Source organism: Peptoniphilus genitalis (assembly GCF_023614525.1).
GTDB classification, from domain to species: domain Bacteria; phylum Bacillota; class Clostridia; order Tissierellales; family Peptoniphilaceae; genus Peptoniphilus_A; species Peptoniphilus_A genitalis.
This window is the reverse complement of the sequence record NZ_CP097885.1, coordinates 1121882-1137223: the sequence shown is the minus strand read 5'-3', so window position 1 is coordinate 1137223 and position 15342 is coordinate 1121882. Positions and strand designations below refer to the sequence as shown.

Sequence of the window (15342 nt, the reverse complement as noted above, 5' to 3'; positions counted from 1 at the left end):
TTAAAAATTTGCTCATCAAAAAAGAACTGGTCCCCCAGCTCTTGTTTTTTATTCTTCATGAAATCTCAACATATCTTCAAAGATAAACCACATGTCCTTTACTTCATCCTTCTTTGATGATGAGAAGGGAATTATATTTTCCTTGTGCTTGACACCAAGCTTCTTGGCAATTACTGAAATATGTTTATCTACTTGAGATTTTTTTATTTTATCTTTTTTTGTTGCTATAACTATTCCTGAGAAGCCCGACTCAATGATGTAGTCATACATTTGCTTGTCAAGGGCTGTTGGCTCGTGTCTTATATCAACAAGTAGGATTGTCTCAACTAAGTTGTCCCTATGCTCAAGATATCTGTTTATGATGCCTGCCCACTTTTCTTTTTCAGTCTTGGCAACTTTTGCGTAGCCATAACCTGGTAGGTCAACAAGACGCAAATCATCATTTACCTTGTAGAAGTTAATTGTCCTAGTTTTTCCTGGTGTTGATGAAGTTCTCGCAAGATTTTTTCTATTTAACATTGCGTTAATAAAAGATGACTTGCCAACATTGGACCTGCCTGCAAAGGCAAACTCCTTGATGCTTGTGTCTGGATATTGTTTTTCTTCTACTGCAACTTTTTCAAGTTCTGCCTTATTTATCTTCATTAAAATCACCTATGGCAATCTCTGCTACTTCTTCAAACTTGGAAACTGGTCTCACGTCTAATCTTTTTATCGCTTCTTCTTCAATTTCCTTTAAGTCTCTCTTGTTATCTTCTGGAATTATTACAGTCTTAACCCCATATCTTTCTGCTGCCAAAAGTTTTTCCTTTAGGCCGCCAATTGGTAGGACCTTACCACGAAGAGTTATCTCTCCCGTCATGGCCACATCGTTTTTAACTGGCTTCTTTGTTAGAGCTGATAGGACAGATGTTGCTATTGTGATACCTGCTGATGGACCATCCTTTGGCACTGCACCTTCAGGCACGTGGATGTGGATGTCTGTAGTGCTCCTAAAGTTTGGATCTAGCTTAAACTTGTCTGCATTGGATGCTATGTGGGAGATGGCAGCTATGGCTGACTCCTTCATAACATCTCCAAGTGATCCTGTTAGAGTAAGCTTTCCCTTGCCTGGCATAACTGTAGTTTCTATTACAAGACTTGTTCCACCAACTTCTGTCCAAGCAAGTCCATTTACTGAACCAACTTCAGGAGTTTTTTCTGCTTCAGAAATCCTGTAAATTTTTTCTCCAAGATAGTCCTCGATGTTTCTTGTGGAAACAGAAACCTTGTCTAAGTCTTCTTCCACAATCTTTAGGGCAGCCTTCCTCACAATTTTTGAAATTTGTTTTTCAAGTCCCCTTACTCCAGACTCACGAGTGTAGTAATCTATTATGTCCTTGATGGCCCTATCGGAAATACTTATATTTTCTTTCTTAAGTCCATTTTCTTCAATTTGCTTTGAAATTAAATATTTTTTTGCAATATTGAATTTTTCATTAGGAGTGTAGCCTTCAAGTTGGATCACTTCCATCCTGTCGAGAAGTGGTCTTGGAATAGTTGATCTTGTGTTGGCTGTTGCAATGAAAAATACCTTTGATAGATCAAAGGGAAGTTCCAAGTACCTATCTGTAAAGGAATTGTTTTGTTCTGGGTCAAGAACTTCTAGTAGGGCTGATGCAGGGTCGCCCTTAAAGTCGTTGCCCACCTTGTCTATCTCGTCAAATAAAAATACCGGATCATTTTTACCAGCCTTCTTCAAGAGAGAAATAATTCTTCCAGGAAGAGCTCCAATATATGTCCTCCTGTGACCTCTTATTTCTGCTTCGTCAGTTACACCACCAAGGCTCATACGAACAAATTCCTTGTTAAGAGAATTTGCAATTGACTGAGCAATGGAAGTCTTGCCAACTCCAGGAGGTCCCACTAGGCAGAGAATTGGTCCCCTTCCCTTGTCGCCAGATAAAATCCTAACGGCAATAAATTCTAGGATCCTTTCCTTAACTTTTTTAAGTCCGTAATGCTCGTAATTTAAAATTTTTCTCGCATCAGAAATATCTCTCTTTTCATCTCCAGACTCAAGCCAAGGTAGGTCAAGAATCCAGTCAAGATAATTTATTAAAAGAGAATAATCTGGCGACTGTGAGTTTAAGTTGCCAAGCTTCTTAACTTCTTTTAAGGCCTTTTCCCTTACTTCATCAGGAAGGGCCTTCTCTTCGATTTTCTTTTTGTAGGACTCTGTTATCTCAGCTTCGTCTTCTCCGTCGCCAAGCTCCTTGTGGATTACCCTCAACTGTTCCTTGAGATAGTATTCCCTTTGGACATCGTCCATTTTCTTTTTAACCTGGTCGTTGATATTCTTTTCTATAGAAAGAATTTCAATTTCCTTTTTCATAATCTCGTGGAAGACCACAAGTCTCTCGTAGATATCTGTGGTTTCCAAAAGCCTTTGATAGTCCTGTAATTTAAAATTCAAATATCCCACAACTGTATCAATAAACCTTGATGGGTCATCTGTGTCTGCAATATTTGAAATAAGTCCTGGGAAGAATTTATCATCAAGAGATGAGTAGGATTCCAAGTCACTAAGGGCAAGCCTAAGAGCTGCTTCAATCTCTTCTTCTTCTGTGAAGTCAATTTCCTTGTCCTCAAGGATTTCAATTTCCGCTTCGATCATCTCTTCTGTGATGTCGAGCTCAGAAATTTGTGCCCTTTCTTCTCCTTCAACAAGGACTCTGACAATTCCACCAGGCAGTTTTAAAATTTGTTTTATAGTAGCCACAGTCCCAATTTCAAATAGGTCTTCCCTCTTTGGATCTTCGATTTCAAGTTCTCTTTGGGCCACCAAAAATATTTTTGAATCCTTCATCTCTGCAGCATCAATTGCATTGAGAGAAATTTTTCTACCGCAATCAAAGTGCATCACCATGTGTGGAAAGATAACTAGGTCTCGAAGTGGGATAAGTGGTAATTTAATTTTATCCATTTTTCACCTTCTAAAAAAGCCGTGGCAACCACGGCTAATTATTTATTTATTTTTTTATTAATTCAGCAGGTGCAGTTCCTTCTACTGATTCTTTTGTTATTTTAACTGCTTTGATGTCATCTCTTGAAGGAATTTCGTACATGACATTCATAATTGTGTTTTCAATAACGCCTCTTAGTCCTCTTGCACCAGCCTTCTTTTCTATTGCCTTTCTAGCAATATAATTTAAGGCTTCGTCATCAAAGATTAAGTCAACGTCGTCAAACTTTAGAAGTTCCTTGTATTGTTTTACAAGGGCGTTCTTTGGCTTAGTTAAAATTTCAACTAGAGCCTCTTCATCTAACTCTTCAAGAGTAATAGTAACAGGAAGTCTACCAATAAGTTCTGGTATCAAACCAAACTTCAATAAGTCTTCTGTTTCAACCTTTTGTAAAATATTTTCTTGTTTGGCTTTTTTATCTACAATTTCAGATCCAAAGCCCATAGAAGACTTGGCAGTTCTGTTTTCTATAATTTTGTCAATTCCGTCAAAGGCACCACCAACAATGAATAGGATGTTAGAGGTATCAACTTGAATAAATTCTTGTGAAGGATGTTTCCTTCCACCTTGTGGAGGAACATTGGCAATAGTTCCCTCGATAATCTTTAAGAGGGCTTGTTGAACACCTTCTCCACTTACGTCTCTTGTGATAGATACATTTTCAGATTTTCTAGCAATCTTATCTATCTCGTCAATATATATAATCCCCTTTTCTGCCCTCTCAATGTCGTAATCAGCATTTTGAATAAGTTTCAAAATAATATTTTCAACATCTTCGCCTACATAGCCAGCCTCAGTTAAGGTTGTGGCATCGGCAATGGCAAAGGGAACATTTAAAAGTCTAGCAAGAGTTTGTGCAAGTAGGGTCTTACCAGAACCTGTTGGTCCAATCATAAGTATGTTGGACTTTTGAAGTTCAATGTCACTGCTAACCTTCCTAGTTGATGAAATTCTCTTGTAGTGGTTATAGACTGCAACAGCAAGAGCACGTTTTGCATCTTCTTGCTTTACAACATATTGGTCCAAGATTTCCTTGATCTCAGCAGGCTTCTTTAGGTCAAAGTCCTTGCTGATTTCATGAGGAACTTCATTTTCTAGGATTGTGTGGCATCTCTCGATGCACTCGTCACAGATATTGACATTAGGTCCGGCAATTAATCTATTCACTTGGTTTTGCGTTTTGCCACAGAATGAACATCTTAAAATTTCATCTGTATTAGACATATTTCACCTCAAACCCTTTTTTCAATAACTTTATCGATTAAACCATAATCTTTTGCTTCTTGAGAATTTAACCAATAGTCCCTGTCAGTATCTTTTTCGATTTTTTCTAGGTCTTGACCAGTTCTTTCTGCAAGAATTTCATTTAACTTATGTCTAATTTTTAAAATCTTTTCTGCATTAATTTGGATGTCACTTGCTTGACCTTGTGCTCCACCAGATGGTTGGTGAATCATAATGTCAGAATTTGGAAGAGCAAATCTCTTACCCTTAGCACCAGATGCAAGTAAAAATGCACCCATTGATGCTGCCATCCCAATACAGATTGTTGACACGTCTGGCTTTATATAGTTCATAGTGTCGTAAATTGCAAAGCCTGCACTTACAGATCCACCAGGTGAATTAATATAAAGTTGAATGTCCTTGTTTGGGTCCTCAGCTTCTAAGAACAAAAGTTGGGCAACAATTAGATCTGCCATGGTGTCATTTACTTCTCCACTAAGAAAGATAATTCTATCCTTTAAAAGTCTTGAGTAAATGTCGTAAGATCTTTCGCCCCTATTAGTTTGTTCTACTACCATTGGCACTAGTGCCATTTAATCACATCCTTGATTATTTATCTTCTTTTACTTCTTCTATATCTTCTTTTGTAATTTCCTTTGGCTCAACAAATTTTGCCTTTTCAACAAGAGTTTCAATAGCTTTTCTCTTTTCAAGGTCATCTCTTACAACGTCCTTGTTGTCGTTAAGCATATATTCTCTCATTTTTTCCATGTGGTCTTTGTCGTCCTTGAAGTATTCTTCAACAACCTTGTTTACTTCTTCTTCAATTTCTTCATCAGTGATTTCAATTTCCATTGCCTTAACAAGAGCTTCTAGGGCAAGGTCATTTTTAACAGTCTTTTCTGCTTCAGGTCTCATAGTCTTCTTGAAGTCGTCAAGACTTTGACCAATCATCTTGATGTAGTCTTCAAAGCTAATGCCTTGAGCTCTTAGACTTTGGTCATAGTTTCTAATCATGTCATCGATTTGAGAGTTAATCATTCCTTCAGGAATGTCAGCTTCAATCATTTCACCAATTTTATCAATAGCTCTTCTTTGTTTTTCCATTTCAGAAGTTGTCTTGAATTCTTCTTCTTTTTTCTTTCTTAGGTCAGCCTTGAATTCATCAAGAGTGTCGAATTCAGAGATGTCTTTTACGAATTCATCATCAAGTTCTGGAAGTTCTTCATAAGAAATAGAATTTAATTTGATTTCAAATTTAGCGTCTTTGCCAGCAAGATCTTTTTGGTGGTAATCTTCTGGGAACTTAACAGTGATGTCAAATTCTTCGCCAATCTTGTGTCCAATTAATTGTTCTTCAAAGCCTGGGATGAATGTGTTTGAACCAATCTTTAGGTCTTGGCTTTCAGCTTCTCCACCTTCGAAGTACTTTCCATCAACAGAACCCTTGAAGTCGATGTTTACAGTGTCTCCATCTTCTACAGCTCTGTCGTCAACATTGATAATTCTTGCGTTCATTGCTCTTTGGTTTTCAACTTCAGAGTCAATAAGTTCGTCAGTTACTTCAATAGTTGGGTCTTCGATTTCAATTCCTTCGTAGTCTTTTAATTCAACTTCTGGTTTAACATCAACAGAAACTTTGATAACAAGGTCTTCAGCCTTTTCAATGCTTTCTTCGTCAATGTCAATGTTTGGTTGGTCAACTACCTTAAGATCTAATTCTTTAACAGCTTTTTCATATTCTTGTGGAAGAAGTTCGTTGATAGCATCTTCAAAGAATACGTCCTTGCCGTACATGTTTTCGATCATCTTCATAGGAACATGACCCTTTCTGAATCCAGGAATTTGGAAGTGTTTTTTGTTTTTCTTGTACACTTCGTTTTCAGCTTTCTTTATATCTTCTCTTTTTAAAACAATGTCAAAAAAGACAGTGTTATTTTCTTTCTTATTAATTTCCATTTCAATTGCCTCCTCGCTTCTCGCGTTTTTCACATCTCTATATTATAACATAAGTTATTTTAAAAACCTATTAAATACCTCTGTCCTTTAGTATCTTTGAAAGAATTTCCATCTCTTCATCATTAAGAGTTACACCCTTGGACATCTTTTGGTGGTCAGGGTCCCATTCTCTTAAGTCATACTTAGCTGGTCTATCGTTAAAAGAAACCTTGTTAAGTTCCTTAGTCCAGCCCTTAGCGCTTTCAGATAGAGTTCCCAAGTGTTCAGTAATTTCAAATTTAAAATCGCTCATCTTATCTAACCTTTTCTACTTCACTTAAAATGTTTTTGATTGCCTCATCAGCAGAAATTTCAGAATTTTCCATTTCTCTTCTTGTAGAATACTCAACAATAGATTTTCCTGACTTCTTGCCGCAAGTAATCCTTAGTGGAATACCAATAAGGTCCCTATCCTTAAACTTAACTCCAGGTCTTTCTTTCCTATCATCAAGTAGGACTTCGACACCCTTAGCTTCAAGTTCCTTGTAAATTTTTTCTCCAAGAGCAACTTGTTCTTCGTCTTTAGTGTTTACTATAGTAACAATTGCTTCATAAGGTGCCACAGACATTGGCCAGATGATTCCATTATCATCGTGGTTTTGTTCAATAACAGCTGTAACAGATCTTGTTACACCAACACCATAAGAACCCATGTAGAAGTAATTTGCCTTGCCATTTTCATCAAGGTAAGTTGCATTTAGAGCTTCTGAATACTTAGTACCCAATTTAAATATGTTCCCAACTTCAATACCTCTTGCAAACTTATAAACTTCATCAGTTCCTGGGACCTTATCCCCTTCAGCAACAAGAAGAAGGTCATCAACAACTTCGCCTTCAAAGTCACGACCGTAGTTTGCATTGATGTAGTGGTATTCACTTTCGTTGGCACCAACAACAAGGTTATCCATCTCAGTGATTCTCTTGTCAAAAATCATCCTAACATCAAGACCAAGAGGACCAGTGTAGCCTGGTTTAGACTTAATAGCTTCGATTTCACTATCTTCCATCATCCTAATGTCGTGTTCAGCAGTACCAGTGTAAGCAACAAGCTTGGCAAGATTAAGTTCCCTGTCTCCAGGAATAAATACAAGAGCAGGTTCATCGCCTAGCATTAAATCAATCGCCTTAGCACACTTCTTTGGGTCCACCTTTAAAAAGTTGGCAACCTCTTCAATAGTGCTTGCATTTGGAGTGTTAACTTTTTCTAAGTCCTTCTTGTCTTCAGCTTGAGGAAGAATATACTCAACAGGAGCCTTCTCTTCAGTAGCACCAAATTTGCCAGACTCAGAATAAACAATTACACCTTCGCCAGTCTCAGAAAGAGCAATGAACTCGTGAGAACCAGTACCACCCATGGCACCATTGTCGCCCTCAACAATCTTATAATCAAGCTCAAGTCTGTCAAAAATCTTTTCATAAGCTTCGTACATATTCATGTAAGCAGTGTGAAGAGTTTCTGGTGAAGTGTCAAAAGTGTAGGCATCCTTCATAGAGAACTCTCTCGCCCTATTAATACCAAATCTCGGTCTCTTTTCGTCCCTGTACTTAGTTTGGATTTGGTAAAGATTAAGAGGAAGGTCCTTGTAAGACTTAACCTCATCCCTAATAAGAGTAGTGAAATATTCCTCAGCAGTAGGTCCAAGGCAGAACTCCCTATCATTTCTGTCTCTTAACTTAAACATCTCTGGTCCAAACTTTTCCCATCTACCAGACTCTTTCCAAATCTCAGCAGGTTGGATGGCAGACATTAAAATCTCCATAGCACCAGCCTTATCCATTTCATCACGAACAATATTTTCAATTTTTCTAATAGATCTATAGCCAAGTGGCAAGTATGTATAGACACCACTAGCAGATTTTCTAATCATACCTGCCCTTAGAAGAAACTTGTGAGATGCGATCTCAGCATCTTGTGGATCCTCCCTAAGAGTTGGCATATACAGTTTTGATAATCTCATATTACCTCCATAATAAAAGTATTATAATAAATAAAATTATATTCTACAAGTTTTTAGGTAAAATCTCATAGCACGCTATTTTTATTATACTATAAAGACCCCAAGACTTCACAAAATTGTTAGATTTATTTATAGGGCCTTGTGACTTTCTTATATATAAATTAATAATTTTATAAAATTATAAAATTTTCTACATCTTATCATTTAATGACTTCATAATAATTTTCAACAACAAAAAACCTAACCTAAAAATTTTAGGTTAGGCATATTTTTAAAATATTTTAATTTCTTCATAAAAAAGTTTGCGACAAAATGGTGCTAAGGATGGGACTTGAACCCAAATTTCAATCCACGCACCCGTGAGGGGTGCGACACCAGTATCAGCGGTAAGGGTTGCCGATATATGGAATTTCAATCCACACACTCACATGGAGTACGGCTAAATTTACCTTTTATTTTTTATAGTTAGGGTTTTCATTTTTGAAAATCTCTACCAACTCTTCTACTTCTTCCAAAGTCTTTGCATATTTCCTCGCAAATGTTCTCGCATTACCCTTATTACGACTATATCTTTTAGCCTCCGGGTTATTCTGTTCCCACTTCTTCGTTGCTCGTCTTTGTGCCTCAGATGTTTTCAATTCTTTCAATATTATCATCTCCATTTCTTATATCAATTCATGCACCCGTGAAGAGTACGACAAACTACTATGAACTTAATTCTTGATGATACCAAAATTTCAATCCACGCACCCGTATAGGGTGCGACACTGAAAAAGGACGAGACCTCTTGGCTTACTGCCATTTCAATCCACGCACCCGTATAGGGTGCGACTTTCAAAGTCTACATAGATATTTTTCCCAAGACTTATTTCAATCCACGCACCCGCGAAGGGTGCGACCTCAATCTGCCCTTAGAGTTCTTAACCTCTATAAAATTTCAATCCACGCACTCACGGGGAGTGCGACAATTGTGATGGATTTTTGCTTTCCGCCTTCATCTAAATTTCAATCCACGCACCCGCGAGGGGTGCGACAAATTAATTACATTTATTAAGTTTTCTAAAGTTTTTTATTTCAATCCACGCACCCGCGAAGGGTGCGACTTTTCAATTCTTACCTTATCCGTTCCCTCAATACCATTTCAATCCACGCACCCGCGAAGGGTGCGACGAAGTTCGGCGCCTCCGTTTTCGGGATTTCCATTATTTCAATCCACGCACCCGCGAAGGGTGCGACTGAGTTTGTGGGAAAAGAAAGACATAATCATCAACGGATTTCAATCCACGCACCCGCGAGGGGTGCGACACAAGGTCCACATAGGCCTTTGTGTATTCCTCACATATTTCAATCCACGCACCCGCGAGGGGTGCGACTCCAATCTTTGACCACATTCGTGGCAATACTTTTATTTCAATCCACGCACCCGCGAGGGGTGCGACTCAACATAAAGCTTTTTGGCATTCCCACTAGATGGATTTCAATCCACGCACCCGCGAGGGGTGCGACTGATTCTATATTTGAGATATTTAAGTATTTAGTAATTTCAATCCACGCACTCACGGGGAGTGCGACCATACCTCTAATAGAAGTGGTAGTTTCAGCAACAGATTTCAATCCACGCACTCACGGGGAGTGCGACATTGAACCAAAAAAAACATGACGAGAGGGAATCTATTTCAATCCACGCACTCACGGGGAGTGCGACAAATTTCTTCTTTTTCTTTTAATTGCAAATGTAAATTTCAATCCACGCACTCACGGGGAGTGCGACGCTAAAGACTACTTGGAAAGACTGATGGAAGTATATATTTCAATCCACGCACTCACGGGGAGTGCGACAGGTCTGCTGGCATGTTAATTCTAAGCATCCTTTCATTTCAATCCACGCACTCACGGGGAGTGCGACGATTAAGATAGGGATATTCTCAATAGCCTTGCTTGATTTCAATCCACGCACTCACGGGGAGTGCGACATTTATTTATAGAGTTGTTCAAGTTTTCCTGATAGATTTCAATCCACGCACCCGCGAAGGGTGCGACTTAAGTGCGTTAATTGTTTTGTCAAACTTAACCAATATTTCAATCCACGCACCCGCGAAGGGTGCGACAGTAGAAACTAATAGAATTTAGTAGAATATAATAATTTCAATCCACGCACCCGCGAAGGGTGCGACTCTGAAGCTGCTGGGTCTATGTCTGAAATTGTGAATTTCAATCCACGCACCCGCGAAGGGTGCGACATAGTTCTAAAAGATTCGTATCTGATTCTGAAAAAATTTCAATCCACGCACCCGCGAAGGGTGCGACTTTACAACTACCTTGAGAGCAGGGGAAAAACCTTTATTTCAATCCACGCACCCGCGAAGGGTGCGACTTTTTGACATCAGGGACTACAAAGTGAATTACTTATTTCAATCCACGCACCCGCGAAGGGTGCGACAAATAAACAATATAGCAAGGGCAAGGATAACAGGCATTTCAATCCACGCACCCGCGAAGGGTGCGACAGGACTTATTAACCAAATAAGCGGCGCAATAAAAGATTTCAATCCACGCACCCGCGAAGGGTGCGACAAATAAACAATATAGCAAGGGCAAGGATAACAGGCATTTCAATCCACGCACCCGCGAAGGGTGCGACAGGACTTATTAACCAAATAAGCGGCGCAATAAAAGATTTCAATCCACGCACCCGCGAAGGGTGCGACTTGAAGAGGTGGCACTGGGGAGTGTAAAAAATGAATTTCAATCCACGCACCCGCGAAGGGTGCGACGCTCTCGTCTTCTTCGTTATCTGTGTAAGTCAAGATTTCAATCCACGCACCCGCGAAGGGTGCGACGATTTACTGATGCAAGGTTAAGATTTTTGATATCATTTCAATCCACGCACCCGCGAAGGGTGCGACTTGTCTCACTTGCCATAGCCCCAATTAGCTTTGCATTTCAATCCACGCACCCGCGAAGGGTGCGACGATATACTTGCTTTCCCCTGGTCTACACCAAGAGAATTTCAATCCACGCACCCGCGAAGGGTGCGACGCCATACTCAAACCACTCTTTTAACCAGGTATCATCATTTCAATCCACGCACCCGCGAAGGGTGCGACCAAAAACTTTTCCTTGTCAAGGCTTGCTTTGTCAATTTCAATCCACGCACCCGCGAAGGGTGCGACGGTCAAATACGGCTTAGTAAAAATGACGGAGGTGTGATTTCAATCCACGCACCCGCGAAGGGTGCGACCTAGGTTTGTACACATCTCATAAGGATCGTAACCATTTCAATCCACGCACCCGCGAAGGGTGCGACAAACTTTGGCTTGATTTTAAGCAGTATGTTGAGGAAATTTCAATCCACGCACCCGCGAAGGGTGCGACTCATTTAAAGATAAATAATCAGGATTTCCACTTAAAATTTCAATCCACGCACCCGCGAAGGGTGCGACTCACTCGGTCAAATCTCGTCAAAAATCGTCAAAAATATTTCAATCCACGCACCCGCGAAGGGTGCGACGTCAAAGGCAACACCCATCTTGGCAGCTAATTCGATTTCAATCCACGCACCCGCGAAGGGTGCGACGTATAATTCGGGATGTTTTTCTTGTAATTCTTTTATTTCAATCCACGCACCCGCGAAGGGTGCGACTCTATGAAACAGCCGAAAGAACAGTATGCTCAACGCATTTCAATCCACGCACCCGCGAAGGGTGCGACAACTTTGGAGATTCTTATTGTGATGTAAATATTGATTTCAATCCACGCACCCGCGAAGGGTGCGACTAAGATTAGGCTAGGGGCGGGAAGCTGGTATGTATATTTCAATCCACGCACCCGCGAAGGGTGCGACTAGAGAAAGCACCACAGTATGACGGACACAAGCCAATTTCAATCCACGCACCCGCGAAGGGTGCGACCTGTCATTCTTTCACCTCAATAACTTAACAATGTATTTCAATCCACGCACCCGCGAAGGGTGCGACGGAATTTAAACTTGATGATGGTGTTGTTGTTTTAACATTTCAATCCACGCACCCGCGAAGGGTGCGACAAGTTGTTTTGAACTTATCTAAGGAAGTTTTAGAAATTTCAATCCACGCACCCGCGAAGGGTGCGACGCGCAGGGCAACAATTTATATTTTGCTTGCAATATATTTCAATCCACGCACCCGCGAAGGGTGCGACGCAAGATTGTAGAAAAAATAATCGAGTTAGAAAGATTTCAATCCACGCACCCGCGAAGGGTGCGACGGGAAAAATATGACTTTAGCACAGCTTTTTCATCCATTTCAATCCACGCACCCGCGAAGGGTGCGACATCAGTAGAAGAAATACAGAAAATAATAGGATATACATTTCAATCCACGCACCCGCGAAGGGTGCGACTATTTGTGCTTATAACATCTCCAGTATTTATTTCATTTCAATCCACGCACCCGCGAAGGGTGCGACGTCAATTTCCCATACTTCAATAATTTTATTGTCATATTTCAATCCACGCACCCGCGAAGGGTGCGACTGAATCTTTTAGTAAAAATACCGCTCTATCTAATATTTCAATCCACGCACCCGCGAAGGGTGCGACTTATCATCAATCCACCGCCTTTTTTAAGTCATTTCTATTTCAATCCACGCACCCGCGAAGGGTGCGACCATCAGGGCTTTCTTGCTTTTCCACAAATAATGCTATTTCAATCCACGCACCCGCGAAGGGTGCGACGTAAGGAGTGACTACAGGCACGACCGCAAAAAGGTATTTCAATCCACGCACCCGCGAAGGGTGCGACCTTCTAGCTTTTCTAAGCCAGATTCCATGGCTTTATTTCAATCCACGCACCCGCGAAGGGTGCGACTAATTTCTAACTTCCACCTATTAAGCTCCAAAACCATTTCAATCCACGCACCCGCGAAGGGTGCGACTAAGGGATTTGCTATTTACAAAGATGACAAACTTATTTCAATCCACGCACCCGCGAAGGGTGCGACATGGAAGCAAGAAATTAGCAAATAAAATATGAGATATTTCAATCCACGCACCCGCGAAGGGTGCGACGATGTTGTTGGATGATAGCGAGTATGAAGAAACAAAATTTCAATCCACGCACCCGCGAAGGGTGCGACGACTATCTTGACCACATAGGGGCACTCATGGACGAATTTCAATCCACGCACCCGCGAAGGGTGCGACGATGTTGTTGGATGATAGCGAGTATGAAGAAACAAAATTTCAATCCACGCACCCGCGAAGGGTGCGACATAATCGCCGCTTTTAAGTGGTGGATCACAACGAAACATTTCAATCCACGCACCCGCGAAGGGTGCGACAACTTTCCAAATCGAATGTCAGGTATTTAAAGATATTTCAATCCACGCACCCGCGAAGGGTGCGACGAAAAATCATTCAGAATGGTTTTGCTTAGAGAGATTTCAATCCACGCACCCGCGAAGGGTGCGACAGGAATCTGCCCAAGGACCTGCACAAGCAAAGGCTATTTCAATCCACGCACCCGCGAAGGGTGCGACCTACACACTAAAGGCATGAGGATCTATGCCATGCCAATTTCAATCCACGCACCCGCGAAGGGTGCGACACAAAGTGCGGCGGAAATGATATTGCCATTACTTGCAATTTCAATCCACGCACCCGCGAAGGGTGCGACTTTGATGGTCGTCCGCAAACTCGTCCATGTTTATATTTCAATCCACGCACCCGCGAAGGGTGCGACCATTGTCGTTATCAGTGTATGAGTAGTCAAGCAAATTTCAATCCACGCACCCGCGAAGGGTGCGACCCCTTGTTTTTTTCTAGGGCATCAAAGTTAGGGTTATTTCAATCCACGCACCCGCGAAGGGTGCGACGATAGAGGACAAGGTCAATCCCTACTCCGAATTTTTATTTCAATCCACGCACCCGCGAAGGGTGCGACCGTCATAGCCAAGGTCTGTGGATATCTTTTTGATATTTCAATCCACGCACCCGCGAAGGGTGCGACCCTGTGCCGATGTAATATTTAACTTCATATCCATTATTTCAATCCACGCACCCGCGAAGGGTGCGACGATATCAAACGAGGATATATCCAAGTATCTTAAAGATTTCAATCCACGCACCCGCGAAGGGTGCGACAGGTGGAGACCACGAAGCAGTTATACCTCTTAATCATTTCAATCCACGCACCCGCGAAGGGTGCGACCCACCTCATCGTGTATGTGCATAACAACCTGATCATTTCAATCCACGCACCCGCGAAGGGTGCGACGGAGATCCAACAGAAATTGGAAAGGTACTTGATGAATTTCAATCCACGCACCCGCGAAGGGTGCGACTCAACGCAGATAATCTCTAATGCCCATGTAATTTTATTTCAATCCACGCACCCGCGAAGGGTGCGACGTAACCAAATTCAAATCCTTGTATCAGTACATAATTATTTCAATCCACGCACCCGCGAAGGGTGCGACATATTCTTCGATGTTCTCTTTGCTTTGTAAATTTATATTTCAATCCACGCACCCGCGAAGGGTGCGACCTATTGCACCGCCTATATGGAAGGACAAAAATTTATTTCAATCCACGCACCCGCGAAGGGTGCGACTGCTTACGTTCTACCATCAGATGCAGCAGGATTCATTTCAATCCACGCACCCGCGAAGGGTGCGACTGCTGACGGGCAGGTTGTTTTTGATGATGACAAAATTTCAATCCACGCACCCGCGAAGGGTGCGACCCAAAAAGTCGTTGTCCTTTTTATAGCGAGATCCATTTCAATCCACGCACCCGCGAAGGGTGCGACCATGGCATGGCCCTTACCACCTCGTCGGTAGTTTAATTTCAATCCACGCACCCGCGAAGGGTGCGACGATATCGTCTCCGTCTGGGTCGTTAGCCTTAAAGCTATTTCAATCCACGCACCCGCGAAGGGTGCGACTCTTGCAAGAGACCAAAGCTCCACAGTGGTAAAGATTTCAATCCACGCACCCGCGAAGGGTGCGACTTCTCGGGATCTCCCTTAGGCTCGGATTGATAACATTTCAATCCACGCACCCGCGAAGGGTGCGACTTGATGGTCGTCCGCAAACTCGTCCATGTTTATATTTCAATCCACGCACCCGCGAAGGGTGCGACGCGATTACAGTTAAATCTATGCCTGATCCGACAAATT

Annotated in this window: 8 protein-coding genes and 1 CRISPR repeat array (1 of these 9 running past the window's edge); all 8 genes read right to left on the bottom strand. The window is 41.6% G+C overall.

Annotation, left to right across the window (positions count from 1 at the left end; genetic code table 11):
• Positions 1–48 precede the first annotated feature (48 nt).
• The 8 genes from yihA to M9426_RS05300 all read right to left on the bottom strand — a co-directional run bounded on the left by yihA (position 49) and on the right by M9426_RS05300 (position 8832).
• Positions 49–645: a ribosome biogenesis GTP-binding protein YihA/YsxC gene (yihA, locus tag M9426_RS05335; RefSeq protein ID WP_005955507.1), complete on the bottom strand. Its 597-nt coding sequence runs from the start codon at positions 643–645 to the stop codon at positions 49–51.
• On the bottom strand, positions 632–2965 hold the full coding sequence (gene lon, locus M9426_RS05330) for an endopeptidase La (RefSeq protein WP_250341552.1): 2334 nt from the start codon (positions 2963–2965) through the stop codon (positions 632–634). Before lon ends, yihA begins: the two co-directional genes overlap by 14 nt.
• Before the next feature lie 46 nt (positions 2966–3011).
• Complete coding sequence (gene clpX, locus M9426_RS05325) at positions 3012–4229, bottom strand: ATP-dependent Clp protease ATP-binding subunit ClpX (RefSeq protein WP_060800603.1); 1218 nt, start codon at positions 4227–4229, stop codon at positions 3012–3014.
• Between the two features lie 8 nt (positions 4230–4237).
• Complete coding sequence (gene clpP, locus M9426_RS05320; protein WP_005955542.1) at positions 4238–4822, bottom strand: ATP-dependent Clp endopeptidase proteolytic subunit ClpP; 585 nt, start codon at positions 4820–4822, stop codon at positions 4238–4240.
• 16 nt (positions 4823–4838) lie between these two features.
• Positions 4839–6188 carry a trigger factor gene (tig, locus tag M9426_RS05315; RefSeq protein ID WP_250341551.1) on the bottom strand — a complete coding sequence of 450 codons (1350 nt, stop codon included), beginning with the start codon at positions 6186–6188 and terminating at the stop codon, positions 4839–4841.
• Positions 6189–6258: 70 nt separating this feature from the next.
• A complete protein-coding gene (locus tag M9426_RS05310) occupies positions 6259–6480 on the bottom strand; it encodes a YdbC family protein (protein WP_005955451.1) in 222 nt (73 codons plus the stop codon).
• Between the two features lies 1 nt (position 6481).
• Positions 6482–8185 (bottom strand): proline--tRNA ligase, encoded by a 1704-nt coding sequence (locus M9426_RS05305; protein WP_250341550.1) that lies wholly within the window; start codon positions 8183–8185, stop codon positions 6482–6484.
• 452 nt (positions 8186–8637) lie between these two features.
• Complete coding sequence (locus M9426_RS05300) at positions 8638–8832, bottom strand: hypothetical protein (RefSeq protein ID WP_250341549.1); 195 nt, start codon at positions 8830–8832, stop codon at positions 8638–8640.
• A 20-nt stretch (positions 8833–8852) separates the two neighbouring features.
• Positions 8853–15342: a CRISPR direct-repeat array (repeat unit 32 nt; unit sequence ATTTCAATCCACGCACCCGCGAAGGGTGCGAC); it runs 1972 nt beyond the window's last position.